General features: G+C 73.5%; 25 protein-coding genes and 1 pseudogene. 8 read left to right on the top strand and 18 right to left on the bottom strand.

Features of this window, described 5'->3' with window-relative positions:
• Positions 1 to 2: 2 nt before the first annotated feature.
• Complete coding sequence (locus BMZ82_RS01020) at positions 3 to 2,117, bottom strand: SpoIIE family protein phosphatase (RefSeq protein ID WP_093770587.1); 2,115 nt, start codon at positions 2,115 to 2,117, stop codon at positions 3 to 5.
• Between the two features lie 135 nt (positions 2,118 to 2,252).
• Here BMZ82_RS01020 and BMZ82_RS01015 point away from each other — a divergent pair, with 135 nt between their 5' ends.
• Positions 2,253 to 3,677: a lipase maturation factor family protein gene (locus tag BMZ82_RS01015; RefSeq protein ID WP_093770585.1), complete on the top strand. Its 1,425-nt coding sequence runs from the start codon at positions 2,253 to 2,255 to the stop codon at positions 3,675 to 3,677.
• Here the strand turns inward: BMZ82_RS01015 and BMZ82_RS01010 are convergent.
• The 5 genes and pseudogenes from BMZ82_RS01010 to BMZ82_RS00990 all read right to left on the bottom strand — a co-directional run.
• A complete protein-coding gene (locus tag BMZ82_RS01010; protein WP_093770583.1) occupies positions 3,665 to 4,492 on the bottom strand; it encodes an amidohydrolase family protein in 828 nt (275 codons plus the stop codon). The two genes, BMZ82_RS01015 and BMZ82_RS01010, sit on opposite strands and share 13 nt — an antisense overlap.
• The gene (locus tag BMZ82_RS01005; RefSeq protein WP_093770581.1) at positions 4,489 to 4,803 is read right to left on the bottom strand and encodes an L-rhamnose mutarotase; all 315 of its coding nucleotides are present in this window, start codon (positions 4,801 to 4,803) and stop codon (positions 4,489 to 4,491) included. Before BMZ82_RS01005 ends, BMZ82_RS01010 begins: the two co-directional genes overlap by 4 nt.
• On the bottom strand, positions 4,800 to 5,771 hold the full coding sequence (locus tag BMZ82_RS01000; protein ID WP_093770579.1) for an aldo/keto reductase: 972 nt from the start codon (positions 5,769 to 5,771) through the stop codon (positions 4,800 to 4,802). The genes BMZ82_RS01005 and BMZ82_RS01000 overlap by 4 nt, the downstream gene beginning before the upstream one ends.
• Complete coding sequence (locus BMZ82_RS00995) at positions 5,768 to 6,526, bottom strand: SDR family NAD(P)-dependent oxidoreductase (RefSeq protein ID WP_093770577.1); 759 nt, start codon at positions 6,524 to 6,526, stop codon at positions 5,768 to 5,770. Before BMZ82_RS00995 ends, BMZ82_RS01000 begins: the two co-directional genes overlap by 4 nt.
• Positions 6,523 to 6,723, bottom strand: a pseudogene (locus BMZ82_RS00990) (fuconate dehydratase); the annotation flags it as partial. The pseudogene BMZ82_RS00990 and the gene BMZ82_RS00995, both read right to left, overlap by 4 nt.
• A 189-nt stretch (positions 6,724 to 6,912) precedes the next feature.
• Between BMZ82_RS00990 and BMZ82_RS00985 the strand changes: the two are divergent.
• Both BMZ82_RS00985 and BMZ82_RS00980 read left to right on the top strand, forming a co-directional pair.
• Entirely contained in the window at positions 6,913 to 7,632 is a 720-nt protein-coding gene (locus tag BMZ82_RS00985) for a FadR/GntR family transcriptional regulator (protein WP_177244322.1), read from the top strand.
• 126 nt (positions 7,633 to 7,758) lie between these two features.
• Entirely contained in the window at positions 7,759 to 9,126 is a 1,368-nt protein-coding gene (locus tag BMZ82_RS00980; protein WP_093770575.1) for an amidase, read from the top strand.
• A gap of 62 nt (positions 9,127 to 9,188) precedes the next feature.
• Here the strand turns inward: BMZ82_RS00980 and BMZ82_RS39150 are convergent, their stop codons facing one another.
• Entirely contained in the window at positions 9,189 to 9,362 is a 174-nt protein-coding gene (locus BMZ82_RS39150) for a hypothetical protein (protein WP_107487626.1), read from the bottom strand.
• Between the two features lie 365 nt (positions 9,363 to 9,727).
• Here BMZ82_RS39150 and BMZ82_RS00975 point away from each other — a divergent pair, with 365 nt between their 5' ends.
• Together BMZ82_RS00975 and BMZ82_RS00970 are read left to right on the top strand one after the other, a co-directional pair.
• Positions 9,728 to 10,180 (top strand): inositol oxygenase family protein, encoded by a 453-nt coding sequence (locus BMZ82_RS00975; RefSeq protein ID WP_093770573.1) that lies wholly within the window; start codon positions 9,728 to 9,730, stop codon positions 10,178 to 10,180.
• Positions 10,181 to 10,205: 25 nt separating this feature from the next.
• Positions 10,206 to 10,964 carry an SDR family oxidoreductase gene (locus BMZ82_RS00970; protein WP_093770571.1) on the top strand — a complete coding sequence of 253 codons (759 nt, stop codon included), beginning with the start codon at positions 10,206 to 10,208 and terminating at the stop codon, positions 10,962 to 10,964.
• Between the two features lie 31 nt (positions 10,965 to 10,995).
• On the opposite strand, the gene BMZ82_RS00965 is transcribed toward BMZ82_RS00970, so the two are convergent.
• The 5 genes from BMZ82_RS00965 to BMZ82_RS00945 all read right to left on the bottom strand — a co-directional run bounded on the left by BMZ82_RS00965 (position 10,996) and on the right by BMZ82_RS00945 (position 17,393).
• Complete coding sequence (locus BMZ82_RS00965) at positions 10,996 to 12,528, bottom strand: SDR family NAD(P)-dependent oxidoreductase (protein ID WP_093770569.1); 1,533 nt, start codon at positions 12,526 to 12,528, stop codon at positions 10,996 to 10,998.
• A gap of 102 nt (positions 12,529 to 12,630) precedes the next feature.
• Positions 12,631 to 13,989 (bottom strand): wax ester/triacylglycerol synthase family O-acyltransferase, encoded by a 1,359-nt coding sequence (locus BMZ82_RS00960; RefSeq protein ID WP_093770567.1) that lies wholly within the window; start codon positions 13,987 to 13,989, stop codon positions 12,631 to 12,633.
• Positions 13,990 to 14,104: 115 nt separating this feature from the next.
• A complete protein-coding gene (gene glgC, locus BMZ82_RS00955; protein ID WP_093770565.1) occupies positions 14,105 to 15,325 on the bottom strand; it encodes a glucose-1-phosphate adenylyltransferase in 1,221 nt (406 codons plus the stop codon).
• Between the two features lie 53 nt (positions 15,326 to 15,378).
• Complete coding sequence (glgA, locus tag BMZ82_RS00950; RefSeq protein ID WP_093771087.1) at positions 15,379 to 16,530, bottom strand: glycogen synthase; 1,152 nt, start codon at positions 16,528 to 16,530, stop codon at positions 15,379 to 15,381.
• Positions 16,531 to 16,577: 47 nt separating this feature from the next.
• Entirely contained in the window at positions 16,578 to 17,393 is an 816-nt protein-coding gene (locus tag BMZ82_RS00945; RefSeq protein WP_256251700.1) for a (2Fe-2S)-binding protein, read from the bottom strand.
• A gap of 208 nt (positions 17,394 to 17,601) precedes the next feature.
• Between BMZ82_RS00945 and BMZ82_RS00940 the strand changes: the two genes are divergently transcribed.
• Entirely contained in the window at positions 17,602 to 18,708 is a 1,107-nt protein-coding gene (locus BMZ82_RS00940) for a DMT family transporter (RefSeq protein WP_177244321.1), read from the top strand.
• On the opposite strand, the gene BMZ82_RS00935 is transcribed toward BMZ82_RS00940, so the two are convergent.
• From BMZ82_RS00935 to BMZ82_RS00910, 5 genes are all read right to left on the bottom strand, one after another.
• Positions 18,698 to 19,882 (bottom strand): transglycosylase family protein, encoded by a 1,185-nt coding sequence (locus BMZ82_RS00935; RefSeq protein WP_093770559.1) that lies wholly within the window; start codon positions 19,880 to 19,882, stop codon positions 18,698 to 18,700. The two genes, BMZ82_RS00940 and BMZ82_RS00935, sit on opposite strands and share 11 nt — an antisense overlap.
• A gap of 448 nt (positions 19,883 to 20,330) precedes the next feature.
• On the bottom strand, positions 20,331 to 20,990 hold the full coding sequence (locus BMZ82_RS00925; RefSeq protein WP_093770555.1) for an aspartate/glutamate racemase family protein: 660 nt from the start codon (positions 20,988 to 20,990) through the stop codon (positions 20,331 to 20,333).
• A 3-nt stretch (positions 20,991 to 20,993) separates the two neighbouring features.
• Complete coding sequence (locus BMZ82_RS00920; protein ID WP_093770553.1) at positions 20,994 to 21,341, bottom strand: GNAT family N-acetyltransferase; 348 nt, start codon at positions 21,339 to 21,341, stop codon at positions 20,994 to 20,996.
• A gap of 15 nt (positions 21,342 to 21,356) precedes the next feature.
• Positions 21,357 to 21,776, bottom strand: coding sequence for an aspartate 1-decarboxylase (gene panD, locus BMZ82_RS00915; protein ID WP_093770551.1), 420 nt, complete (start codon positions 21,774 to 21,776; stop codon positions 21,357 to 21,359).
• Positions 21,777 to 21,858: 82 nt separating this feature from the next.
• A complete protein-coding gene (locus BMZ82_RS00910; RefSeq protein WP_143098809.1) occupies positions 21,859 to 23,853 on the bottom strand; it encodes a WD40 repeat domain-containing protein in 1,995 nt (664 codons plus the stop codon).
• Here BMZ82_RS00910 and BMZ82_RS00905 point away from each other — a divergent pair.
• Positions 23,852 to 24,745 (top strand): DUF6585 family protein, encoded by an 894-nt coding sequence (locus tag BMZ82_RS00905; protein ID WP_093770547.1) that lies wholly within the window; start codon positions 23,852 to 23,854, stop codon positions 24,743 to 24,745. The two genes, BMZ82_RS00910 and BMZ82_RS00905, sit on opposite strands and share 2 nt — an antisense overlap.
• Before the next feature lie 143 nt (positions 24,746 to 24,888).
• A complete protein-coding gene (locus tag BMZ82_RS00900) occupies positions 24,889 to 25,638 on the top strand; it encodes an SDR family NAD(P)-dependent oxidoreductase (protein ID WP_093770545.1) in 750 nt (249 codons plus the stop codon).
• 50 nt (positions 25,639 to 25,688) lie between these two features.
• On the opposite strand, the gene BMZ82_RS00895 is transcribed toward BMZ82_RS00900, so the two are convergent.
• Complete coding sequence (locus tag BMZ82_RS00895) at positions 25,689 to 26,489, bottom strand: LysR family transcriptional regulator (protein WP_093771085.1); 801 nt, start codon at positions 26,487 to 26,489, stop codon at positions 25,689 to 25,691.
• Positions 26,490 to 26,497: the final 8 nt, after the last annotated feature.

The following is a 26,497-nucleotide window of genomic DNA, read 5'->3' as shown; positions in this document are numbered from 1 at the left end:
CGTCACGAGCCCTCGCGTCGTCGGGTGTCGCGTACGACGAACTCGCACCACACGCACTTGCCGCCGCCGCGCGCCTCCACGCCCCACGCGTCCGCGAGCAGGTCGACCAGGAGCAGGCCCCGCCCGGAGACGCCCGACTCGCCCGCCTCGCGGCGGCGCGGCAGGGCGCTGGAAGAGTCCTCGACCTCGACGCGCAGCCGGCGGTCGCCGCCGGTGAGCGCCCGCAGGGTGACGATCGCGGCGCCCTCGGTGTGCATGAGGGCGTTGGTGATCAGTTCGTCGGCGACCAGCTCGATCTCGTCGGAGCGGTCCCGGGCGCCCCAGGCGCGGACGGCGGCGAGGATCATGTGCCGGGCCACGGCGAGGGCCTCCGGGTCGCCGGGCGCCACATGCTGCTGGAGCCGGTTGCCGGCCTGCGGGGCGTCCGGGCTGCGGCGGCGCAGCAGGAGCAGGGCCACGTCGTCGTCGCCGCCGCGTTCCTCGGCGACCTCGATCAGCAGGTCGGCGAGCTTGCGGACGTCCGCGGGGCCGGCGGCGATCATGGCGGCGAGGGCCCGCATGCCGTCGTCGAGGTCGGCGCCGGGCTGCTCGACCAGGCCGTCGGTGCACAGCAGCAGGGTGTGGCCGGGGTCGAGTTCGACGGTGCCGACCGGGTAGTCGAGGCTGCCGAACTCGGCGGACAGGCCGAGCGGCAGCCCGCCGGCCACGGAGACGCGCCGGCAGGTGCCGTCGGGGGCGCGCAGCAGGGGGTCGATGTGCCCGGCGCGGACCACCTGGACGACGCCGGTGGAGAGGTCGGCCTCCGCGTACAGGCAGGTCGCGAAGCGGTCGGTGTCGAGTTCGTGCAGGAAGACGGAGGCGCGGGCCATCACGGTGGCCGGGGGGTGCCCCTCGGCGGCGTAGGCCCGCAGGACGATCCGCAACTGGCCCATGACGGCGGCGGCATGCGTGTCGTGGCCCTGGACGTCGCCGATGACGGCGCCGACCCGGCCGCCGGGCAGCGGGATCAGGTCGTACCAGTCGCCGCCGATGTCGCGGCCGAGGGAGCCGCCGATGGTGGCGGCGCGGTAGCGGACGGCGACGTCGGCGCCGGGCACGCTGGGGATGGTGCGCGGCAGCATGGCCTGCTGGAGGCCCTGGGCGATGTCCTTCTCCTGCTCGTAGAACATGGCCCGCTGCAGGCTCTGCGCGATGCTGCTGCCGAGCGCGACGAGGATGTTGCGCTCCTCCGGGGTGAAGCCGCGGCGGTCGCTGTAGAGCAGGCCCATCGCGCCGATCGGGTGGGCCTGCACGATGAGCGGCAGATAGGCGGCCGAGGTGATCCGCAGGTCGGTGAGGTGCGGCCACAGCATGGGATAGCCGCCGGCGAACTCCTCCGGCGACTCGATGAAGCGGGGGGTGAGGGTGCGCACGACCTCGCTCATCGGGTACGGCTCGTCGATCCCGGTGACGAGCGTGCCGGGTACGAAGCTGCCCTCCGGTCCCTCGGCGATCAGCCGGATCCGGCCGGCCTCGACCAGGCCCATGACGAGGCTGGTCGCGCCCAGGTGGGTGAGGCCGTGGGTGTCCTTGAGGACGTCGATGACGTCCTGCACGGTCCGGGCGTGGGCCAGGGCGGCGGTGGTGAGCTGGACGACGTTGGTCTGTTCGTTGGTCTGGGCGCGGCGGGCGTCGTCGAGGGCGGCCTCGTCGTCGCGGGCGGCGAGGTCGCTGAGCTCGTCGGTGGCGTCGCGGATGATGCCGACGATGCGGCGCGGGCGGCCGGTGTCGTCGCGCCGGATGTAGCCCTGGGTGTGCGTCCAGCGGGGCGTGCCGTCGCGCAGCCGCAGGCGGAAGTAGGCGCCGTAGTTCTCGCTGCCGTCCTTGATGGCCTGGGCGACCAGCTCGTCCAGCCGGATGCCCTCGACCGGCGGGACCCGGACGGCGAGGGAGGCGGGGTTGCCGTCGTACTCGTCGGGCCGCAGGTCGAAGATCTCGTGCGCGCGGGCGTCCATGTGGAACTGCCCGGTGTCGAGGTCCCAGTCGAAGCTGCCCATGCGGTTGAGCGCCAGGATCGGATCCGGGTGGGCGGGCCGGTCGTCCGGGAGTGACAGGGCGCTCGCTCCCCGATCAACCATGGGGCCACTTTGTCAGGGTTTGGCCGATTATTCGACCGGGGGCGGCTCAGGGTCGGCGCCCGGTCGCCGCACGTGACCGGGGCCAGAATGGAGAACCGGAGAACCGGAGAAGCAGGAGAACAGGAGCGCACGGCCGTGGACTGGTTCACCGCACCCGGGTACGAGCTGAGCCGGCTGGTCTTCCAGCGGGCCCTGGCCGGCGTGTACCTGGTCGCGTTCCTCACGGCGGCCCTTCAGTTCCGGGCGCTGCTGGGTGAGCGCGGGATGCTGCCCATCCCCCGGTTCGTCGAGCGGGTGCCGCTGCGGACCGCCCCGAGCCTGTTCCACCTGCGCTACTCCGACCGTCTCTTCGCCGCCGTCGCCTGGACCGGCTGCGCGGTGTCGGCGGCGCTGCTGGCGGGGCTGGACGGCCTGCTGCCGCTGGGGGCGGGGATGGCGCTGTGGCTGGTGCCGTGGGCGCTGTATCTGTCGATCGTCAACGTCGGCCAGACGTGGTACGCGTTCGGCTGGGAGTCCCTGCTGCTGGAGACCGGCTTCCTCGCCGTGTTCCTCGGCAACGACGAGGTGGCCCCGCCGGTCCTCGTGCTCTTCCTGCTGCGCTGGATCCTGTTCCGGGTCGAGTTCGGCGCGGGTCTGATCAAGCTGCGCGGCGACCCCTGCTGGCGGAAACTGACCTGCCTCTACCACCACCACGAGACGCAGCCCATGCCCGGCCCGCTGAGCTGGTACTTCCACCATCTGCCGAGGCCGCTGCACCGCGTGGAGGTCGCCGCCAACCATGTCACCCAACTCGTCGTGCCGTTCCTGCTGTTCACCCCGCAGCCGGTCGCGACGGCGGCCGCGGCGCTGATGATCCTGACCCAGTTGTGGCTGGTGCTGTCGGGCAACTTCGCCTGGCTGAACTGGATCACCGTCGTCCTGGCCGTGCCCGCGCTCGAACTCCCCTCCGACCACCGCCCGTCGGCCCCCGCCACGCCGCTCTGGTTCGAGGTCGTGGTCCTCGCCGTGGCCGCGCTCCTGCTGTTCCTCAGCCACCGCCCGGTGGTCAACATGCTCTCCCGCCGCCAGGTGATGAACCGCTCCTTCGATCCGCTGCACCTGGTCAACACCTACGGCGCGTTCGGCACCGTGAGCCGGATCCGCTACGAGGTGGTGGTCGAGGGCACGCTCGACGACGTGCCGCGCGAGCAGTCCGACTGGCGGGAGTACGAGTTCAAGGGCAAGCCGGGCGATCCCCTGCGCCGGCCACGCCAGTTCGCCCCGTACCATCTGCGCCTGGACTGGCTGATGTGGTTCGCCGCGCTCTCCCCCGACTACGCCGGGCCCTGGTTCGGCGCCCTGGTGGAACGGCTGCTGGAGAACGACCGCGACACCCTCAGACTGCTGCGCCGCTCCCCGTTCCCGCCCGACGAGCCGCCGCGCCACATCCGCGCCCGCCTCTTCCGCTACCGCTACACGACGTGGCGTGAGCTGCGGGAGACGGGCGCGTACTGGCAGCGGACGTACGTGCGGGAGTACCTGCCGCCGACCCGGCTGGGGCAGGTGTCTCAGAGGCCGTAGACGCGGACGGCGGTGGCCTCGAAGAGCTGGGCGTGGTCGCCCGGGTCGGTCAACTGCCGTGCCATGTCGAGGACTTCGCCGTAGGAGGCGGCGAGCGTGCACACCGGCCAGTCCGAGCCGAACATCAGCCGGGCCGGCCCGAAGGCCTCCAGGACGGTGTCCGCGTACGGGCGCAGGTCGTCGACCGTGCCGGACGCGGGGTCGGCCTCGGTGACCATCCCGGAGAGCTTGCACACCGTGTTGGGCAGCGCGGCCAGCTCCCTGACGTCGGACGCCCAGGGCTCCAGCGCCCCGGAGGCGATCGGCGGCTTTCCCAAGTGGTCGAGCACGAAGGTGAGTTCGGGCAGCGAGGCAGCCGCCTTGGCGCAGGCCGGGAGCTGGTGTGGCACGACCACCAGGTCGTAGACCAGGCCCGCGGCGGCGACTGCGGCCAGCCCTCGCCGTACGTCCGCGCGCAGCAGCCACTCCGGGTCCGGCTCGCTCTGGACCTGGTGCCTGACCCCCTTGAGGTACCGGCCGCCGGGGAGTTCCCGCAGCCGGGCCAGTTCGTCGGCGACGTCCGGGCGGGTGAGGTCGGTCCAGCCGACGACGCCCGCGATCAGCTCGTGCTCGGCCGCGAGGGCGAGGAACTCGGGGGTCTCCTCGGCCACGGTGACCGTTTGGACGAGGACGGTCCGGTCGACCCCGGCCGCGCGGGCTTCCGGCAGCAGGTCCCCGGCGGTGAAGTCCCGCCGGAGCGGGCTGCCTCGGCCGATCCAGTCCTGGTCCCGTACGGACAGGTCCCAGAGGTGGTGGTGGGCGTCGACGACGGTCATGGCAGCTCCCAGACGACCGGCAGACCGGCGCCCGCGCCCGCGTCGGAGTAGTCGTGCGCCACGTCGAGCAGCTCGGCCATCCGGGTCTGCCAGGCCACGTTGACCGGCAGCTTCTCCAACTCGGCGAGAAGCCGGGCGTAGTCCTCGCACTCCAGGACGTGGAAGAGGTCGACGCCGCTGCGCCAGATGGTCCACGAGGTCGCCCCGGCGGCGGTGATGGCGTCGGTCAGCTCCCCGGGGACCTCGCGGTGGGCGGCCTCGTAGGCGTCGATCCGGTCGGCGCGGACCTTGGTGTGCAGGGCGACTTTCATGACGGCTCCCGCGCCGGCAGCAGCCCGGCCCGCGTCAGCTCTTCCCAGAGGGCGGCGGGGACGGGGGTGGCGAACTGCTCGGCGCAGTCGGTGACTTCGGCCGCCGAACGGGCCCCGACCAGGACGCCGGCGACCGCCGGATGCGCGGCGCAGAAGGCCAGCGCGGCGGCGCGCAGGGTGACACCGTGCCGGTCGGCGACCGCCTTCATCCGCAGCGCCTTGTCCACCAACTCGGCAGGTGCCAGGCCGTAGTTGTACGTCGCTGCGGGCTTCGGGTCGGCCAGCAGACCGGAGTTGAAGGCACCGCCGATGACCACCGACACGCCCCGTTCGACGGCGGCGGGCAGCAACTCGGCGGCGGCGCGCTGGTCGAGGAGGGTGTAGCGGCCCGCGCAGAGCACCACGTCCACGTCGGTGTCGCGGACGAACCGGGTGAGCATCTCGGCCTGGTTCATACCGGCGCCGATCGCGCCCACCACCCCCTCCGAGCGCAGCTTCTCCAGGGCCGGATAGCCCTCGCGGAAGGCCTGTTCGGCGTGGTCGTCGGGGTCGTGCAGGTACACGACGTCGACGTGGTCGAGGCCGAGCCGTTCGAGGGATGCCTCCAGGGAGCGGCGTACGCCGTCGGCGCTGAAGTCCCACACCCGCCGGTGTGTGGCGGGCACCGCGAAGCCGTCGGCCAGGTCGTCGCCGCCCGGCGGGTCCGCGGGGTCGAGGAGCCGGCCCACCTTGGTGGACACCGTGTACTGGTCGCGCGGGTGCTCGCGCAGGGCCGCGCCGAGGCGTCGTTCGGACAGGCCGAGCCCGTAGTGCGGCGCGGTGTCGAAGTAGCGCACCCCGCGCTCCCAGGCGGCCGTCACGGTGGCGTGCGCCTGCTCGTCGGTGACCTCGGTGAAGAGGTTGCCGAGCGGGGCCGCGCCGAGGCCGAGACCGGTGACCTGGACGCCGGTGCGGCCGAGGCCGGTCATCGGGTGCCCGCCGGACGCAGCCGCAGGCCCTGCATGCCGCCGTCCACGGCGAGGGCGGTGCCGGTGGTCGCGCCGGACAGCGGGCTCGCCAAGTAGGCGACGGCGCCCGCGACTTCGGCCGCGCTGACCAGGCGGCCGGAGGGCTGGCGGGCCTCCAGGGCGGCGCGCTCGGCGGCCGGATCGTCGGCCTTGTCGAGCAGCCGGCCGACCCAGGGGGTGTCGGCGGTGCCGGGGTTGACGCAGTTGACGCGGATGCCCTCGCGGAGGTGGTCGGCGGCCATGGCGAGGGTCAGCGAGTAGACCGCGCCCTTGGTCGCGCTGTACAGGGCCCGCTGCGGCAGGCCGGCGGTGGCGGCGATGGAGCAGGTGTTGACGATCGCCGCGTGCGAGGAGCTCCGCAGGTGGGGCAGGGCGGCGCGGGCGACGCGGACCATGCCGACGACGTTGACGTCCAGGACGCGGTGCCATTCGGCGTCGTCGTTGTCCTCGACGGTGCCCTGGGCGCCGATGCCCGCGTTGTTGACGAGGATGTCCAGCCCCCCGAGGTCGGCGACGGCGGCGGCGACCGCCACCCGCACCGAGGCGTCGTCGCCGACGTCGGCCCGATAGCCGAGGAGGGGCTCGGCCACGCCGGACGGGTCCAGGTCGAGGACGGCGACCCGTGCGCCGCGCTCGGCCAGGAGTTCCGCGGTGGCCCGGCCGATGCCGGACGCACCCCCCGTCACCAGGGCCGTCAGCCCTTCGAAGTCGCTCACGTTGCCTTCTCCTTCCGGCTGTTGAGGTCGGCGGCCCAGAAGTCGCCGCCCGGATACGTGTACCGCACGATCGACTCTGGCCGCAGGGCCGCCGGGAAACCGGGCGCGGTGGGTGCCGTGCGGTGCCCCTCGCGGATCACCACCGGGTCGAGGAAGTGGTCGTGGAGATGATCGACGTACTCGATGACACGGTCCTCGGCTCTCCTCGTCCGGCGTGCACTGTCGTGTGGGTGATGCCTGGCGTGCGATCAAGCGGTTGACGCATATTTATCAGACCACTTCGGTGCGACAACACCCTTCGGGCGGAGATTCGGCGCGCTTTCGCCGCAAGTGGTCCTACCACCTCGGTGGCTAGACTGCGGCGCACCGGTGACAGGAGAGGCCCCGTGGAAGACACCCCGCCCAGCGTGCCCGCCCCCAAGGGCACGGTGACGCAGCGCGCCATCGAGCGGATCAAGGCGCTGATCGCCGACGGTCTGCTGGAGCCGGGCCAGCGGCTGCCGACCGAGCGGGAGCTCGCGGCGCAGCTCGGCATCTCCCGCAGTTCGATGCGGGAGGCGATCCGCGCCCTCACGGTCCTGGGCGTGCTGGAGGCCCGGCACGGTTCCGGCATCTACGTCACCGCGCTGGAGGCCGGCGACCTGCTGGAGACGTTCGGGGTGGTGGCCGACCTCTCGCGCGGGCCGCGTCTGGTCGAGTTGCTGGAGGTGCGGCGGGTCCTGGAGTCGACGGCGACGGCGCTGGCCGCCGCCCGCATCACCGAGGAGCAACTGGCCGTGGTGGAAGGCCACTTGGCGGCGATGAACGCCACCGACGACCCGGAGGAGATCCTCGCCCACGATCTCGCCTTCCACCGCGCGATCGCGACGGCCGCCGGCAACGAGACGATGGCGGCGATCCTGGAGGGCCTGTCCTCGCGCACGTTCCGCGCCCGCGTCTGGCGCGGCTACCAGGAGGAGGGCGCGTTCGCCCGCACCCGCCGCGAGCACGCGGCGATCCACCGCGCCCTGGCCGCCCGCGACCCGGAGGCCGCCCGGGCGGCGGCGGCCGCTCATGTGGGCGAGGTGGAGGAGTGGCTGAGGGCGCGGGCGCGGGTGGGGCCCTGACCGGATGCCACGGGTCCGGGCCCGGCGTGGCGTACGGCCGCCCCTCGACTCGGTGCTCCGGGCGGGGCACAGTTCTCCGTACGCGACGTACTCGCGAGTAGTGGACGCACACCGAGGGAGCTTCCTGTGACCAACTGGGTCGGCCGGACCGCCGTCGAGATCGCCGCCGCCGTGCGGGAGAAGCAGGTCACGCCGCGTGCGGTGGTGGCGGAGCATCTCGCGCGGATCGAGCGGCTGGACGGCCGGATCGGGGCGTTCCGCGTGGTGCGGGCGCAGGCGGCGCTCGCCGAGGCCGACGAGGTGGCCGCCCGCGCCGATCTGGCCGAACTGCCGCTGGCCGGAGTGCCGGTGGCGGTCAAGGACAACCTGGCCGTACGGGGCGAGTCCACCCGCGTCGGTTCGGCCGCGACGCCGGACACCCCGGCGGGCGCCGACCATGTCACGGTGGCCCGGCTGCGGGCGGCCGGCGCGGTGGTCGTGGGCCTGACGAACGTGCCCGAGCTGTGTGTCTTCGGTACGACCGAGGGCGTCCTCGGCACCGCCCGCAACCCGTGGGACACCTCGCGCACCGCGGGCGGCTCGTCCGGCGGCAGCGCCGCCGCGGTCGCCGCCGGGATGGTGCCGATCGCGCTGGGCAACGACGGGATGGGCTCGCTGCGCATCCCGGCGGCCAACTGCGGCCTGGTGACCATCAAGCCGGGCCACGGCGTCGTCCCGGCCGGGATCGGGGACGGCGACTGGTTCGGGATGTCGGAGAACGGTCCGCTGGCGACGACGGTCGAGGACGCGCGGCTGATGCTGGCGGTCCTCGCCGACACCGGCACCGACGCCGACGTCGGTACAGGCACCGTGGGGTCCGCGGAGCGCGGCGCGCTGAAGATCGCCGTATCGGTGCGCAGCCCGCTGCCCGGGGTCACGGTGAGCGGGCCGTACGCGGGCGCGGCGCGGGAGGCGGCCGGGGTGCTGGTCCGGGCCGGGCACCATGTGGAGCGGGCCGAACCGCCGTATCCGCTGTCGCTGAGCCTCACCTCGCTCGCGCACTGGACGGCGGGCACGGCCGTGGACGCCGCGCCGCTCGATCCGCGGCTGCTGACCCGGCGCACCCGGGTGCACGCGGCCGTCGGCCGGCGGTTCCTGAACGGGGTGCGCGGCGGCTCGGCGCGGGAGGAACTGCGCCGACGCCTGGAGCCGTTCTTCGCGGAGTACGACGTGCTGCTCACCCCGGCGCTCGCGCGCCGCTCGCCGAAGTCGGTGGCGTGGCACGAGCGGGGCTGGCTGCGCAATGTCGTGGCGAACACGAACTACTCGCCGCTGACCCCGCCGTGGAACCTGACCGGCTGGCCCGCGATGGCGGTCCCCTTCGGCACGCTGCCGTCGGGCGCCCCCACGGCGGTGCAGTTGGTGGGCCGGCCGGGGTCGGAGGGCGAACTGCTGCGGCTGGCCGGGCAGTTGGAGGAGCTGCGGCCGTGGCGGCGGACGGCACCGCTCGACTGACGGCGGGGCTCGGCATGGGCGTGCGGGGTGGCACGCCCATGCGGTGAGCGCTCGCGTGCGGGTCAGTCGACGCTGGGCAGGATGTGGGGCTCGGCGAGGTCTTCCTCGTACCCTGCGAGGCGGATCGGGGCGGAGCGGGCCCACACGTCCAGGCTGCCGATCTCGCCCGGCCGACGGTTCGCCCGCTCCGGGCGTTCCTTGGGACGTTGCTCGCGATTCGTGTTCTCCGGTGTCACCGCGCACTCCTTATGTGTCGGGTCACCCTCGGGGCGATCCGACCAGTCTGCGGTCCGGCACCTGACGATCCCTCGGATCTGGCTCAAGCCGGTCAAGTCGGCCGAGGAAGCGGTGGTGCCGGAAACTCCGCTACAGGGTAACCAAATGAGCGGGGGTCCGCTCGATAGGGCTCAAGATTTGGGGTAACCATGGCAAGTCACCCGTGGATCCCGATAGGTGAAGTGAACGCCTATGCATCCTTATACACCTTTTATACTCACCCGTTCGGGCGACGACAGTGCAGTTCAAGTGCCGTTCGTCCGGTCGCAAGCCGGCCATGGTCTGCTGACGTCCGGCAACGGCTGTCTCGCGGAAGGACAGACGCATGGAGCTGCGCAGCGTCGAGGAGCTGATGGACCTGCTGTACGCCTGCCGGGGCGTGCGGGGCGCCCCGGAGCGCGGTGGGCCCGGCGTCGACCTGCACGATCACGCGCTGCAGACGGCCGCGCTGCTGCGCCGCGGTCGCCCCGCCGACAAGGAACTCCAGCTCACCGGGCTGGTGCACGCCATCGGCCACCTGCTGTGCCCGACCGACCCCACCGGCCGCGCCGAGCGCGCCGCCGACGCCGTACGCCCCCTGCTCGGCGCCCGTGTCGCCCGCCTCCTGGCCCTGCACCCCTGGCTGGACGCGCCGGCCGCCGACGAAGACCTGCTCAGCCTGCGCCAGGCCGACGAGGACGGCCGCGTCGTCGGCGTCGACGCCGGGGTGCTGGAGGACTGGCGCACGGTGCTGGAACTGGTCGCGGCACGCAACTCCCGTCTCGGGGCTGTCGACTGACGATCCATCATGAGACCGTACGCCGATGACGTCGTCGTACGCGTTACGAGGCAGGGCCGCCGTCGTCACAGGGGCCACCCGGGGTATCGGCCGGGCGGTGGCGCAGGCGCTGACCGACGCCGGGGCGCGGGTGTGCGTCAGCGCCCGGGACCCGGCGGAGGTGCGGCGGACCGCCGCTGACCTGGGCGGGGTGGGCCTGGCCGGTGACGTCGGGGAGCCCGGGCATCCCGAGGAGCTGACCGCCCTGTGCCTGCGCGAGTTCGGCCGCCTGGACGTCCTGGTGAACAACGCGGCGACCAACCAGCCCTACGGCCCGCTCATGGACGCCGACCCGGCCCTGTGGCGCGAGGCGTTCACCGTGAACGTCGAGGCTCCGCTGCGGCTGGCGCAGTGCGCGTGGCGGGGCTGGATGCGCGAGCACGGCGGAGCGGTCGTCAACGTCTGCACGGAGGGCGCGACCCATGTCGGCCCCCACGTCGGCGCCTACGGCACCAGCAAGGCGGCCCTGCTCCACCTCACCCGGCAACTGGCGGGCGAACTGGGGCCGGGGGTCCGGGTCAACTCCGTCTCCCCCGGCCTGGTCCGCACCGAGCTGGCCCGCTTCATGTGGGAGCCGAGGGAGACGGAGATAGCCGCTGGACTGCCACTGGGGCGGATCGGCGAGCCGCAGGACGTGGCGGGAGCGGTGCTGTGGCTGTGCTCCGACGAGGCTCGGTGGATAACGGGCGCGGACCTGGTGGTGGACGGCGGCACGGGGGTGCGGGCGGCACGCGTCGCACCCTGACAAACCGTCCACTGAGAACCACCCCGAGAACTCACCACTTGCCGGGCGCGTAGTCCTTCAGGAAGACCCCGTACACGTCCTCGCCGGCCTCGCCCCGCACCACCGGGTCGTACACCCGGGCCGCCCCGTCGACAAGATCGAGCGGTGCGTGGAACCCCTCCTCCGCGAGCCGCAGCTTGTCGTAGTGGGGGCGCTCGTCGGTGATCCATCCGGTGTCGACGGAGGTCATGAGGATCCCGTCGGTCTGGAGCATCTCCTGCGCGCTGGTCCGCGTGACCATGTTCATCGCGGCCTTCGCGGCGTTCGTGTTGGGGTGACCTGCGCCCTTGTAGCCGCGTCCGAAGACGCCCTCCATCGCGGAGACGTTCACGACGTACGCGCGTCCGCTCGTGGCCTTCCCGGCGGCCGCGGCCATGGCCGGGCGGAGCTTGCTGATGAGGATGAACGGCGCGGTGTAGTTGCACAGTTGGGTCTCGAGGAGCTCCACCGGGGAGATCTGCTCGATGGTCTGCACCCAGGTGTTGGTGTCGACGACGTCGGGGACGAGACCGCCCGCGTCGATGGCGGTGCCGTCGAGGTGCCGGGCGACGCTGGCGTTGCCCGCGACCAGCGCGAGGTCGGCGACCTGCTGGGCGTCGAGGCCGCTGATGCCGACGGGCAGGGCCGCCAGACCGTCCACCGCGCCGGAGCCGAACGCGCCGATGACGTGGTGGGCGGGCAGCTCACCGGCCGGCAGCGGGGCGCTCTCGCCGTCGACCAGGGCGGCGTAGGCGGAGGGCAGGCGGCGTACGGTCTGTGTGGCGTTGTTGATGAGGATGTCCAGCGGGCCCGCCTCGGCGACCTGGTCGGCGAGGGCCACGGCCTGCGCCGGGTCGCGCAGGTCGACGCCGACGACCTCCAGCCGGTGCAGCCAGTCGGCCGCGTCGTCCATGGCCGTGAAGCGGCGGATGGCGTCCTTCGGGAAGCGCGTGGTGATGGTGGTGTGCGCGCCGTCGCGCAGCAGCCGCAGCGCGATGTACATGCCGATCTTGGCGCGGCCGCCAGTGAGCAGGGCGCGCTTGCCGGTGAGGTCGGTGCGGGCGTCGCGCTTGGCGCGGTTCAGGGCGGCGCAGTCCGGACAGAGCTGGTGGTAGAAGTAGTCGACCGCGACGTACCGGGTCTTGCAGGTGTAGCAGGAGCGCGGGCGCTGGAGTATCCCCGCGACCCGGCCCTCCTCGGTGACGGAGGACGGCAGGAGGCCCTCGGTCTCGTCGTCGATGCGCTGGGCGGAGCCGGTCGCGGTGGCCTCGGTGACCGCTTTGTCGTGGGCGGTCTTGGCGGCCCGGCGGTCCTGACGGCGGCGCTGCTTCACGGTGCGGTAGACGCCGGCGGTGGCCCGGCGCACGGTGATCGCGTCGGGGTGGTCGACGTCCAGCTTGTCGAGTTCCTCCAGGACGGCGAGGCAGAGGGCGAGCCGCTCCGGGTCGATGCCGGGCCCGTGGACGATCCCGTCCGCGGTCTCGCCCGCGGTCTCGTCCACGACCTCCTCCGTGACCGCCGTCGAGCCGTCCTCTGTCACCGTCATCGCGCTGCCGCTTCCCTGATCACCCGTGCGGCGCTCCGACCGCGCCCGCCTCGAACCGGGAATTTTACGGAGCGCCGGGCCCGTCCTCCAAACCCGTTGGCGTCAAGAGCCGCAGGCCGTGATGAGCGTCTCCACCTCGGCGGTCAGGGCGTGGGCGAACCGGTCGAGGTCGGGGACGGCCTCGGCGTCGGCGACGAGCCCGTAGTGGACGCTGCCGCGGTAGGTGGAGACGGCGACCGCGAGGGCCTGGCCGCGGGCCAGCGGGGCGTACGGGAAGACCTCGGTGACCGGGTGCCCGCCGAGCTTCAGGCCGAGGCTGGGCAGGGGCACGCTGGTGACGAGGATGTCGAACCAGAGCCGGGCGGCCTGGCCGACCAGCGGGCCGCCGAGGCGGTGCCCGAGAGCCGGGACGTGGTCGGCGAGCAGGGCGACCGCGCCGGCGCCCCGGCCGGGTCCGGCGTCCTTGTTGCGGTCCATGGCAGCGCGGACCGTGCCGAGGCGGCGCAGCGGGTCCGGGTCGTCGACGGGAAGCCTCATCAGGTACCCGGAGAGCCGGTTGCCCTGCGGGTGGGCGGTGCGCGGGCGGCGCTTGGAGACCGGGATGAGGGCGCGCGGCACGACGCCGGCGCTGCCGTCGCCGCGTTCGTCGAGCCAGCGGCGCAGCGCCCCGGCGACGACGGCGATCAACACGTCGTTGACGGTGCCGCCCTCGGTCTTGCGGATCCGGTGCACGTCGTCGAGGTCGATGACGACGCCGGCGGTGCGGCGGGTGCCGGTGGGCCGGGCGGTGAGGGCGGGGGTGGGGCGCATGCCCAGGGTGTGGACGGCGACGGACGCGCCGATGTCGAGGGCGCGGCCCACGTCGGAGACGGCCCCGCGCAGCAGGCCGGGCAGCCGGCGCACGTCGGGCAGGAGCCCGCGGGGCGGCTCGGCGGGGCGGGGCCGGGGCGCGGGCAGGTCCAGCGGGTCGAGGACGGCGGCGGCCAGCGTCAGGGCGCGCAGGCCGTCGGCGAGGGCGTGGTGGAACTTGAAGAGCACGGCGAAGGACACACCATCCGCCCCCGGCAGCACATGGGCCTCCCAGGGCGGGCGGCCGCGCACCAGGGGGCGTTCCATGAGGCGGCCCGCCGCGGTCTGGAAGTCGGCGGCGGGCGCGTGCAGCGTGACGTGGTGGAGGGGGTCGAAGTCGGGGTCCGGCTCCCGGGTCGCGCCGCCGAAGGCGAGCGAGCGGCGCAGGTCGAACGGCTGGGAGGCGTCGAACGGCCGCCACAGGTCGCGGATGCGCATGCGCAGCCCGGGGACGGCGGCGGCGCGGGCGGCGAGCAGGTCGGCCGCGTGGGCGCCCGCGGTGGGCGAGGGGGCCTCGAAGACGCCGAGGGCGCCGAGGTGCATGGGGTGCTCGGCCGACTCGAGGTTCCAGAAGGCCAGGTCGAGGGGCGCCAGCAGATCATCAGCAGTCAAGGGCTTGCCTCGCGTCGACGGAGGGTGACGATACGGGTGAGGCAAGCAGTCAACCGCGCCCAGGCGATTACGGTCAAGTACGATCAAGCTACGTACAGTTAACAGTTCATTAAGTTCAGGACACTCGCTGGCCCTTTCCCAGGGCGATCACACCGTTTTCGGACACCGTGTACAGCTCGGCGTCACGCTCCGGGTTCACGCCGATGGTCGCACCCGGAGGGACCTCGACGTTCTTGTCCAGCACCGCCCCGCGCACCACCGCGCCCCGCCCGATGTGGACGTTGTCGTGCAGGATCGAGCCCTGGACGACCGCTCCCGGGTCGACCACGACGCCCGGCGACAGGACCGACCGGGTCACCTGCCCGCGGATCAGACAGCCCGCGCTGATGATCGACTCGCTGGCCATGCCGCCCGCGCCGAAGCGGGCCGGGGAGAGCTGGTTGGCGTGGGTGTAGATCGGCCAGCTCCGGTTGTACAGGTTGAAGGCGGGGCGCTCGGCGATCAGGTCCATATGGGCGTCGTAGTACGCGTCGAGCGTGCCGACGTCGCGCCAGTAGCCCTGGTCGCGGGTGGTCTCGCCGGGGACGTGGCTGCCGCTGAAGTCGTACAGGTGGGCCTCGCCGCGCCGGGTGAGCTGGGGCAGGATCGAGCCGCCCATGTCGTGCACGGAGTCCTCGTCCTCGGCGTCGCGCTGGAGGGCCTCGATGAGGGCCTTGGTGGTGAAGAGGTAGTTGCCCATCGAGGCGAACACGTGCTCCGGGTCGTCGGCGAGCCCGGGCGGGTCGGCGGGCTTCTCCAGGAACCCCTCGACCGTCTGGCCGTCCGAGCCCGGGGTGATCACCCCGAAGGACGAGGACTCGCCGCGCGGCACCCGGATCCCGGCGACGGTGACGCCCGCGCCGCTGTCGATGTGCTGGGCGAGCATCTGGCGCGGGTCCATCCGGTACACGTGGTCGGCGCCGAACACGGCCACGTACTCGGGCCGCTCGTCGTAGACCAGGTTCAGCGACTGGAGGATGGCGTCGGCGCTGCCCAGGTACCAGCGCTTGCCCAGCCGCTGCTGGGCCGGGACCGGGGTGACGTAGTTGCCGAGCAGGCTCGACATCCGCCAGGTGGTGGTGATGTGCCGGTCCAGCGAGTGCGACTTGTACTGGGTCAGCACGCAGATGCGCAGGACGTCGGCGTTGACCAGGTTGGACAGGACGAAGTCGACGAGCCGGTACGTGCCGCCGAAGGTGACCGCTGGTTTGGCGCGGTCGGTGGTCAGCGGCATCAGACGCTTGCCCTCGCCGCCCGCCAGCACGATTCCGAGCACCGAAGGCCCACCTCGACGCATGGCCGCTCCCCTCACCGTGTCGATCACCCATGGCTGCCCCGCCACGGGACTCGCTACGCCTGTTCGAGGATCTCCTCGTACAAACCGACCGTACGCCGGGCGACGGCGTCCCAGCCGAACTCGCGCACCGCCCGGACCCGCCCGGCCTCGCCCATCCGGCGTCCGGCAGCCGGGTCGCCGAGGATCGCGTCCAGCGCCCGCGCGAGGCCCGCCTCGAAATCCTCGTCCACCGGTACGAGGGTCCCGCTCACCCCGTCCTCGACGACCTCCGGTATCCCGCCGACCCGGGAGGCCACCACCGGGGTGCCGCAGGCCATCGCCTCCAGGTTGACGATGCCGAGCGGCTCGTAGACCGAGGGGCAGACGAACACGGCCGCGTGCGTGAGGAGTTGGATCACCTCGGGGCGCGGCAGCATCTTCGGGATCCAGTGCACGCCGTCCCGGGCACGGCTCAGCTCGGCGAACAGGTCGCGGAACTCCCGGTCGATCTCCGGGGTGTCGGGCGCTCCCGCGCACAGCACGACCTGCGCCGCGGGGTCGATGTCCCGTACGGCGCGCAGCAGATGGGGCACGCCCTTCTGCCGGGTGATGCGGCCGACGAACAGGACGAACGGGCGATCCGGATCGAGGCCGATCCGGGTGAGGGCGTCGGTGCCGTGGTCGGGGCGGTAGAGGGCGGTGTCGATGCCGTTGTGGACGACGTGGACCCGGTCCGGGGGCAGCGCCGGATAGCAGGTGAGGATGTCCTCGCGCATGGCTCCGGAGACGGCGATCACCGCGTCGGCCGACTCCACCGCGCCGCGTTCGGCCCAGCTCGACAGGGCGTAGCCGCCGCCGAGTTGCTCGGCCTTCCAGGGGCGCAGGGGCTCCAGCGAGTGCGCGGTGACGACGTGCGGGACGCCGTACAGCTCCTTGGCGAGGTGGCCGGCGAGGTTGGCGTACCAGGTGTGGGAGTGGACGAGTTCGCGGCCTTCGAGGGCGGCGGCCATGGCGAGGTCCACGGAGAACGTGCGCAGCGCGTCGTTGGCGCCGTCGAGCGCGGGCCAGGGGCGGTGGCGCAGCACGCCGTCGGTGCGGCCCTCGCCCCAGCAGTGCACGTCGACGTCGACCAGCCGCCTCAACTCGCGGGCCAGGAACTCGACATGGACGCCCGCGCCGCCGTACACGTCCGGGGGATACTCCCGGGTCAGCAGTCCCACTCGCACCCGCAACCCCCCAAGTCCCCGCCGTCCGCGGCCGGCTCCCCTCATGGTCACCCAGACGGGGCGCGCGGGGAAGAGCGCGGGGGCCGTGTGAAGCAGCAGTCGCCGCACAGGCCGCCGCCCGGTACCCGGTAGTAGAGGCAGCAACTGCGGCGGCGGAAGGCGGTTCCGGTGAGGGTGCCGGTGTCGGCGAGGAGGGGGTGGGTGAACAGTTCGGCGGTGAGGGCACGCGCGCGTACGGCGACGTCGGGGCGGCCGTGCGCGCGGGCCCACTGGTCGAGTTGGCGGGCGGTGCCGGCCAGCGCCGAGCCGGCGTTGCCGCGCAGCAGGCCCGGCGCGACCGGGTGGCGGGCGCGCAGGGCCGCGGCGAGGGGTTCGAGGTGGCCGTCGAGGACGGTCGCGGCCACCGTCGCCGCGTCCCCGGGCCTGGCCCGTACCTCCGTCAGCCACAGGTCGTCCGGGGCGGCGGCGTCCGGGTCCCAGCGCAGCAGCCCCGGGTCGAGGTCGGGGACGGACCCGTAGAGGACGGCGCAGCCCAGCGCCACCGACCACAGCCGGGCCGCCAGCCCCTGCTGCGCCACGGAGGCCCCGATCCGGCCCTCCGGGGCACGCAGCGCCAGAGTCACTTTCCGGACCCGGAAAGTCAGCGGGTCGCCGTAACCATGAGGATTTTCCGGGGTTTCCGAGGTTTCCGGGGTCCGGGCGTAGGCCTGCGCGAGGGTCGGCAGCGGCCCGGCCGGTTCTACTGAGCCGCCTACCGGGCCGCCTACTGAGCCGCTTAGTGGGGTGTGCAGGGCGAAGAAGCCGCCGAGCGGGCGGAGTGCGGCGAGAGCCGGGTCGAGGTCCACGAGGTGCAGTAGTACCAAGGAAGGCAGGAGTCATGATCAGGGGGATCCCTGGTCGTCACCCACCTGAGGGAGGACGGCGGGCCTCTCGTACTCCATCGGCAGTAGGACCCATTGGGTGCTCAGGGACGACGACGGGAACAGATCCACACGGCATCGTGTTGGTCATGAGAGCAGACCGTTCGCCGCGCCGGGCCCGGCGCCCCCGCCTCACGCAGAGGAGCAGCTCATGAGCGCCCTCGCGTTGTCCGTCGTCCTGTCGCTCGTCTCCGCTGTCGCGTACGCGGGCGGGGCGATCGTGCAGGAGCGGGTCGCGGTGTCCTCGCCCGCCGAGGAGTACGCCCCGCTGAGCAGGCCGGGCTGGTGGGCCGCGGTGGCGTTGAACGGTCTCGGCGGACTCCTGCACGTGGTGGCGCTCGCCTACGGTCCCCTCAGCCTGGTCCAGCCGCTCGGCGCGCTGACCATCGTGTTCGCGCTGCCCATGGCGGCGCTGTTCGTCGGCCGCCGGGCCGGGGCGACGGCCTGGCGCGGCGCGATCATGGCGACGGTCGGTCTGGCCGGTCTGCTGTCCCTGGTCGGGACGGTCGACGCGCAGTCGCTGAGCACCCCGCAGCGGGTGGCGGTGGCCGTGGTCACGGCCGGCGCGGTGGTGTCGCTGATGGTCGCCGCGCGGGCCGCGCACCGGCACCCGGCGATCCGCAGCATGCTGCTGGCGACCGCGTCGGGCATCGCGTTCGGCATGTCGTCGGTGTTCACCAAGACCGTCGCCGTGGACTGGACCGACGGCGTCTCGGCGGCCGACCTGCCGTCGCTGGCCGTGATCGGTGTGCTGGCCACGGCCGGCATGCTGCTGTCGCAGGCGTCCTACCGGGGCGCGGGCCTCGCGGCCCCGCTGGCCACGCTCACGGTCGTCAACCCGGTGGTGGCGGCCGCGGTCGGCATCACGATGTTCGGCGAGACCTTCCGCTACGGCACGACGGGCACCGCGCTCGCCCTGAGCTGCGGTGTGGTGGCGGCGGGCGGCCTGATCCTGCTCACGACGGAACGCCTCCACCTCCAGGGGCCACACCCGACCCCGCCGACCGAGACGACCCCGCAGACGGAGACGCCGGAGCCGGTGGTGGCGAGCGAGGCGCTCGCCACCGTCCGTGTGCCGCAGCAGCCGGTCGCCCCGCCGCTGGAGGACGTACGGGACCCCGAGGAGGCCCCGTCCGACGTGTCCGCATCCGTGTCCGCATCCGATGACCAAGGTCCGTGGTTCTACGCCCCGGTGTACGGAGGGCTGTACGTCCCGATGCCGACCGTCGACCGGCATCGGGTCCGCATCAGATCCTGACGCCCCCGGCCCGCAGATAGGCCAACGGATCGACGTCCGACCCGAAACCGGGCCCGGTCCGCACCTCGAAGTGCAGGTGCGGTCCCGTGCTGTTGCCGGTGGAGCCGGACCGGCCGATGCGCTGGCCGCCGCTCACCGGCTGTCCGTCCCGTACGGAGATCGCCGACAGGTGGGCGTACTGCGTGTAGCGGCCGTCGGCGTGCCGGATGACCACCTGGTAGCCGAAGGAACCGCCCCAGCCGGCGCTCACCACGCTGCCCGCCATGACCGCCTTCACGGAGGTGCCGGTGGGCACGGGGAAGTCGACGCCGGTGTGGTAGCCCTTCGACCAGGAGGAGCCGGTCGCGTGGTACGGCGTTCCGGTGCCGGCGTCGACGGGTGCGACGAGGGAATGGCCGGTGGACGTCTTGCCGTCGCCGCCGTCGCCGCCCTTGGTCTTCGTGCTCTTGGCCGGCTTGCTCTCCTTGGCGCCCGCCGCCTTGCGCGGGGACTTGGCCGCGCCGGTCGTCCGGTCGCGCAGGCTGAGCCGCTGGCCCGGCAGGATCAGGTCCGGGTCGTTGCCGATGGCCGTCCGGTTGGCGGCGTACAGCCCCTGCCAGCCGCCCTTGACGTCCTCGGTGTCGGCGATGCCGGAGAGGGTGTCGCCGCGGACGACGGTGTACATCTCCGCGGTTCCCGCCCGCGACTGAGGCGTGCTCTGGGGCCGCACGTCGTCGAGGGACGTCTTCGCCGCCTTGGTCCCGGTGGACGCGGGCTTCGCGGACGTGCCGCTCGGGTGGACGTCGGGGGCGTCGCCGCCCCTGCTCAGTCCGGCGCGCACCGAGCACACCGGCCAGGCGCCGGGCCCCTGCCCGTCGAGAACCTTCTCGGCGACGGCGATCTGCTGGTCCCGGGTGGCCAGATCCGCACGGGGCGCGTACCGCGTGCCGCCGTACGCCTCCCAGGTGGACTGGGTGAACTGAAGGCCGCCGTAGAAGCCGTTGCCGGTGTTGATGTCCCAGTCGTTGGTCGACTCGCACGCGGCGACCTTGTTCCAGGTGTCCACGTCGGCCGCCTGGGCGACTCCGGTGCCGATGAGCGGTATCGCCATGCCGGCGCCGCCCGCCGTGACGGTGAGTGAGGCGCGGTTGATCCTGTTCGGCTGATACCGGCGGTGCCGGCCGCGTACGGCCATGGAGATCCCCCTCGACATATGTCAGGAGGGGCAAAAGTATGGGCTGCGAACAGGCCATGACAAGGCGACAATCAGCCGCGGGCGGGCAGCACTGCGCGCCGCACGGCCCGGGCATCCTGCCGGGCGGCACGGCGGTCCCCCTCGCCTCGTCGGCCGAGACCGATCCCGGTCGGTTCAGCTAAGCGGCGGTCCCGGTTCCGGGCTCGGGACGGGCTCCGGGCCCGGCGGGATCGGCGACGGGGACGGGGGCGGGCCGGGGAGCGGGGACGGGGGCTCCGGGGAGGGCGAGGGTTCCGGGGGCGGTACCGGGCTCGGGTAGGGGTCCGGTGGGCCGGGGGTGGGTCCGGGGTGGACCGGGTCGGGCCGTGGGGTCGTCATGGTGTCCTCCGGGCAGCAGTCGGGCGGCGCGCCGCTGGACTACTCCCCCGCGTACCCGGCCCGCGCGCGGTCAGTCACCCGGTACGCCCGCCCGGACCCGTGCGGCGGCGGCCGCCAGGCCCGGTCCGGGGCTGGACAGCACCGGGACCGCCGTCCGGACGAGGTGCCGGGCCGGGGCCATGGAGGCCTGGGCCAGGACGATCACGTCCGCGTCGGCGCCGGTGACGGTGTCGGCCGTGGCCGCGACCAGGCGGACGTACTCCTGTGTGTCACCGGCCTCGAAGTGCGGCCAGGCGGCCTCGACCAGCAGCGTGCGTACGGTGACCGGGCGGCCCGCGCGGTGGGCCTCCTCCTCGACGAGGGCGACGGTCGGGGCGAGGGTGCTCGCCACGGTCGCCAGGACGACGACCCGGCCCCCGGCGGCCACCGCGGCGGCGGCCATCGGGCGGTCGCCGCGTACGACGGGGACCCCGGTCGCGGAGCCGGCCGCCTCGGCGACCGCGCCGATGGTCGAGCAGGTGCACAGCACGGCCGTGGCCCCGGCCGCGACGGCCCGGGCCACGGCATCCCGTACGTCGTCGGCGACCGCCTCGGGGCCCAGCTCGCGGGCCCGCGACAGCAGCGACTCGTCGACGAGATGCCGCAGCTCGAGCCCGGCGTGGGCCTCGTCGCGCAGGGCGTCGAAGACCGGGACGTGGAGCGGTGAGGTGTGCAGCAGGGCCAGCGTCACCGGTCAGAACCGCCCGGGGTGAGCGCGCAGCCAGTCCTTGGCGGCGGCGATCAGCTCGGGATCGGCCGCCGGGGCCGCCTCGGGGTGCCGGGCGGCCCACTTGACGACGTACGGGCAGAGCGGGGCGACCGGGACGCCCTCGCGCGCGGCGATGGCGTACAGCTCGCGCGCGAGCGAGCCCGCGATGCCCTGGCCCTCGTGGGCCGGCTCGACGATGGTGTGCACCGGGACCAGGGCGGGTGCGGGCGACTCCAGCACGAAGTACGCGATGTGGCCCACGACTTCGCCGTCGTCGCCGAGGGCCTCCAGGCGGCCGACCGCCCGGTCGTCGCGGATCTCGATGTCGCTCATGGGCACTCCCTCGGGTCAGGCCGAGACGGCCTGCGGGCTGCGCTCCTGGTCGGAGCCCGGCACCGGCTCCGAGGGGTCGGTGCCCAGGGCCACGATGCGGTTGTCGCGGTCCACGTGCACGATCCGTGGCTCCAGGGCCCGCGCCTCGGCGTCGGTCACCTGAGCGTAACTGATGATGATCACCAGATCGCCGGGGTGCACGAGGTGGGCGGCGGCCCCGTTGATGCCGACGACGCCCGAGCCGCGCTCCCCCTCGATGACGTACGTCTCCAACCGGGCCCCGTTGGCGATGTCGACGATGTGGACGAGCTCGCCGGGCAGCAGATCGGCGGCGTCCAGCAGGTCGGCGTCGATGGTCACCGATCCCACGTAGTGCAGGTCGGCCTGGGTGACGGTGGCACGGTGGATCTTGGACTTGAACATCGTACGAAACATGAGGAAGCTCCCGCTCTGTCTGCTCCCTGCCTGCCCGTGCAGGTCAAGGGCGTTGTCCGGAGAATATCTCGCCATGACCGCGTCACCCGCGGACGAGGTCGAGGACGTGCAGGCCGTCGGCGCAGCCGACGACCAGATGCGACCCGGCGCCGGCCAGCGCCCTGATCGGTCGTTCCAGGAGGCGGGAGCCCACCCCGCGGCAGGTCAGGGGATCCCACAGCTCGATCGCGCCCCGCCGGGCGACGGCCAGCAGGGGGTGTCCGCCGGGCGGGGCGAGCGCGGCCATCGGCCCGCCGGTGAGTTCGGCCACGAGTCGGCGGCTGTCGGCGTCCCAGACGCGGATCGCGTCGTCGAAGTCGCGGACCGCGAGGAGGGTGCGGCCGTCCGGCAAGGGCAGGGCCGCGAAGTGCTCCACGTGCCGGTGGTGCTCGAAGGGGCCGCCGACCGGCAGACCCGTGGCCGGGTCCCACAGCCGGACCCCTTTCCCGCCGCCCCGGGCGGGGGTCGCTTCGCTGCCGGCCAGGAGCGTGCGGCCGTCCGGCATCGGGACGCGGGCCAGTACCAGCGGTGGCCGCTCGGGCCGGTTGAACACGTCGCTCGCGGTGTCGCAGGTCTCGGGGTCGCGCAGCCGGATGATGCCCGAGTGGCTGCCGGTGGCGATGAGGGTCCGACCGTCGGGGGACGGGATCGGCACCATGGTGCGGATCTCGCTGGTGCGGCCGGGCGGCAGCGAGCCGACCAGCCCGCCCGTCGCCAGGTCCCAGGATCGCAGGGCACCGCTCCGGTGGCCGGTGACGAGGACCGTACGGCCGTCCGGCAGGGGCGCGGCGGCCATCGCCGTGAGGACGTCCGTGTCGCCGGTGTGCAGTCGCCCGGCGGCTTCGCCGGTGCGCAGGTCCCACCACCAGACGGTGGTGTCGCCGCGGGTGGCGAGCAGCGTTCGCCCGCCGGGGACCGTCACCGGTGCCAGCAGGCCGCCCCAGCCGACGCCCGCCGGCTCGGTCGACGGCCGCACCGCCGTGGGGTCCCACAACCAGACCGCGCCACTGGGCACTTCCCCCGCGAGCAGGGTGGGGCCGCCGTCCCGCGACGGAACCGCTGCCGCCGCGGCGGGGACGCCGTTCGTCCCCAGGTCGCCGACTCGACGCCCGGACGCCGGGTCCCACAGCCCCGACCCGATCGCCAGCAGGGTCGTCCCGTCGGCCAGGGGGACCGGGCGCAGCCCGGGACCGGTGACGGGCCCGCCGACCGGAGCACCGGTTTCCGCGTCCCACAGCCGCACCGTCTCGTGGTCGTCGTCGTTGCGGGACAGGGCCAGCAGGCGGCCTCCGTCGGGCAGCGGCACCGCCGCCAGTGCGCTCGGCCGGCCCTCGTCGTCGTGCGGGCAGCGCAGGGTCCGCACCGGCTCGCCCGTCACCGGGTCCCACAGGCACACCAGGGCGCCGTCCGCGTGACCATGGGCGGTGGCCAGCAGGGTGCGGCCGTCGGCGAGCGGCAGCGCCGTCAGCGCGCTCGGGGCGTCCACACCGTCGGGGGCGTTCAGCGGACCGCCGGCCCGTTCGGCCGTGGCCGCGTCCCACAGCCACACCGCTTCCTCGTCGTACGGGGTGACGGCCAGCAGGCTCCGCCCGTCCGGCGTGGATACGGCGGCCAGGTCCGACGCGGCTCCCGGACCCGGCAGCGGCCCGCCGACCTGCTCGCCGGTGACCGGGTCCCACAGGTACAGCACGTGCCCGTCGTCGTCCTCGTCGTAGTGCGCGGTGGCGAGCCGGGTGTGCCCGCCGGCGACCGGCAGGGCGGCCATCGCGATGACCCGCCCGCCCGGCTTCCCGTTCTCCCGTAGCGGGCCACCGACCTGCTCGCCGGTCAGCACGTCCCACAGCCGCACCACGTCGGCTTCCTCGTCATCGCCCGACGCGGCCAGCAGGACGCGATCCGCCCCGACGGGCACGGCGACGGCGACGCCCAGACCGTCCCTGAACCCGCGCAACGTCACCGAAGGCCGCAGCCGGCCCGCCGGTCTCTCCCACACCAGGGCCAGTTCGCGTACGCCGCCGTCCCGAAGAGCATCAGACATGACCGGTACGGTAATCGGCCCCTCTGACACCGGCACCGACACCGACACCGCCGCCAACACCGCCGTCCGCAGGGCGGATTCGTCACCGATCTACGTAAATCCATGGTTGTCATGGGGGGACGCGGCTCGCAAGATCGTCCTCATGACTTCACTCACCTCTGCGTCGCCCGAGGCCGCGGGCCTGGCCACCCGGCATCGACTGGGGGCGCTCCAGGGCGTGTTCGCGCCGCAGCGCCTGCGTCGGACGGTGTTCGCCGCCCATGTCTTCAACTGCGTCATGCTCCTGCCGTTCTTCCTGGTCCCCGGGGTGCTGTACTACTGGTTCGCGATGCGCCGCTTCCCCGACTTCAACCGGAAGCGGGCCGCCCAGCGGCTGCACCTGTTCGAAGAGGGGCTGGTGGTGCACCCGCCGTCCGGCGGCGACCCGGTCGTCCTGCGCTGGGACTCCCTGCGCCTGCGGCAGGAGATCGTCCAGCGGGTCTTCAACGGCGTCCCGGCGCCCACCAGATACGTCTACTCGGCGAGCGCCCCGGGCTGGGGGGCGGTGCAGATCACCGAGTTCTACGAGCAACCCGAGACCTGGGGTCCCTGGATGCAGGACGCGGTGACGCGAGCGCAGGCAACGGCCGTACTGGAGACGCTCGGTGAGGGCGGCACAGTCGAGTTCGGCTCGCTGTCGCTGTCCCGCACGGCCGTGCACGCACCCAAGAAGGGCGCCCTGCCCTGGCCGCAGGTCCGGGAGGTCCGCGCCGCGGGCGGCCTGGTCCGCGTCATGGCCACCGGACCCTCGGGCGCCCCCGTCCTGTGGTCCAACAACCTGGCCAGGGACATGACGAACCTGTACCTGTTCCTGGCGATCGCCGACAACCTGCGCAAGGAGCACTCCGCCTGACACCCGACCAGGTGCGCCATCGATGACCGCCAGGCATCGGACCATGCCGGATCGATCATTGTTCGCCCAGCTCGCATGGGGTGAGCTGGAGGTGACGGCGGTCATCGGACCGCAGGTCGACGATGCGAACAACGGAGAGTGCAGTGGGACAACTCGAGGGCAGGGTCGCGGTCGTGACGGGTGGCAGCAAGGGCATCGGATTCGCCTCCGCCCTGCGTTTCGCGCAGGAGGGCGCCTACGTCTACCTCACCGGGCGCGGCAAGGAGGAACTGGACGAGGCGGTGGCGCGGATCGGTCCGCGGGCCACCGGGGTGCGGGGTGACGTCACGAACCTCGCCGATCTCGACCGGCTGTTCGCGACCGTCGACGCCGACGGACGCCGTATCGACGTCCTGTTCGCCAACGCGGGCGGCACGACCTTCGGGGCGCTGGCGGACGTGACCGAGGAGGACTACGCGTACGCCACCGGGCTCAACCTGCGCGGTTCGTTGTTCACCGTGCAGAAGGCGCTGCCCCTGCTCAACGACAACGCGTCCGTCGTCCTCGCCACGTCCACGACGGGTGCGCGGGGGTCGGCCGGGGTCGGGCTGTACGCCGCGTCGAAGGCCGCGGTCCGTTCCCTGGCCCGTACCTGGGCCAACGAACTGAAGCACCGCGGTATCCGGGTCAACGCCCTCGCCCCGGGCGCGACGCGGACACCGGCTCTGGCGGCCGCGACGCCTGAGGGCGCGACGCCGGAGGAATTCCGCGCGATGGTGGCCGCCCCCGTCCCACTCGGGCGGGTCGCCGAACCCGAGGAGCAGGCCGCCGCGGCCCTGTTCCTCGCCTCCGACCAGAGCAGCTACATCACCGGGATCGAGCTGCACGTGGACGGCGGGATCAACCAGATCTAAAGGTCAGACGGACGGACCGGGCGCGCGGAGGTCCGTGACCGGGGGCCGGTTCATCTCGCCGTCGCGAGCGCGGCGCGTACGAGCCCCTCGCGCGCCGCCGCGGGGGTGGCTCGCGGCCAGGCCAGGACGAGGCGGCTGCTCGGCGCGTCGAGCACCGGGACGGCGACCACGGCGGGTCCCAGCCGGGGGATCGCGCTCTCGCCGAGCACGACCACGAGTTCGCCGAGCGCGACCCGGTCGATCAGCTCGTCCAGGCCGACCGGCGGGAGGTGTGCGCGAAACCTCGGCTCGTCCCGCACCTCGCCCGCGGTCAGGGCGGCTCGGTCGGCGAGCCGGTGTCCCGCCGGGAGGAGGGCGACCGGAGCCTCGTCGAGCAGCTCGACCGTGTCCAGCCCGTCGAGGTCGTCGCTGCCGCACATCAGCGCCAGGTCGGCGGTGCCCTCGCGCAGTGCCCCGGCCAGGTCGGGGGTGAACCGCACCTCCACCGGCACCGGATCGGGGCCTCGCCGGTAGGTCTCCAGCACCCGGGCCAGCAGCCCCGCCCCGGCGCCGGCCGGGGCGGCGACGACCAGTCGCTCCGGCCGCGCCGCCTGCTGCGTCCGCCGTACCGCCCCGTCGATCGCGGCGAGGACGGTGCGGCTCTCGCGCAGGAACACCTCGCCGGCCCGGGTCAGCCGGACCTGCCGGCTGGTGCGCTCGAACAGCCGGACCCTCATCCGGCGCTCCAGCCTGCCGATGGCGCGCGACAGACCCGGCTGCGCGATGCCCAACCGCTCGGCGGCCCGCCCGAAGTGCAGGCTCTCCGCGACGGCGATGAAATAGCCGATCTCCCGCGTCTCCAGTCGGTCCACGCCCACCG

Origin of the sequence: Streptomyces sp. yr375 (assembly GCF_900110755.1) — a bacterium.
Lineage (GTDB): Bacteria > Actinomycetota > Actinomycetes > Streptomycetales > Streptomycetaceae > Streptomyces.
Note: the sequence above shows the minus strand (reverse complement) of the source record. Positions and strands in the feature narration are given on the sequence as shown.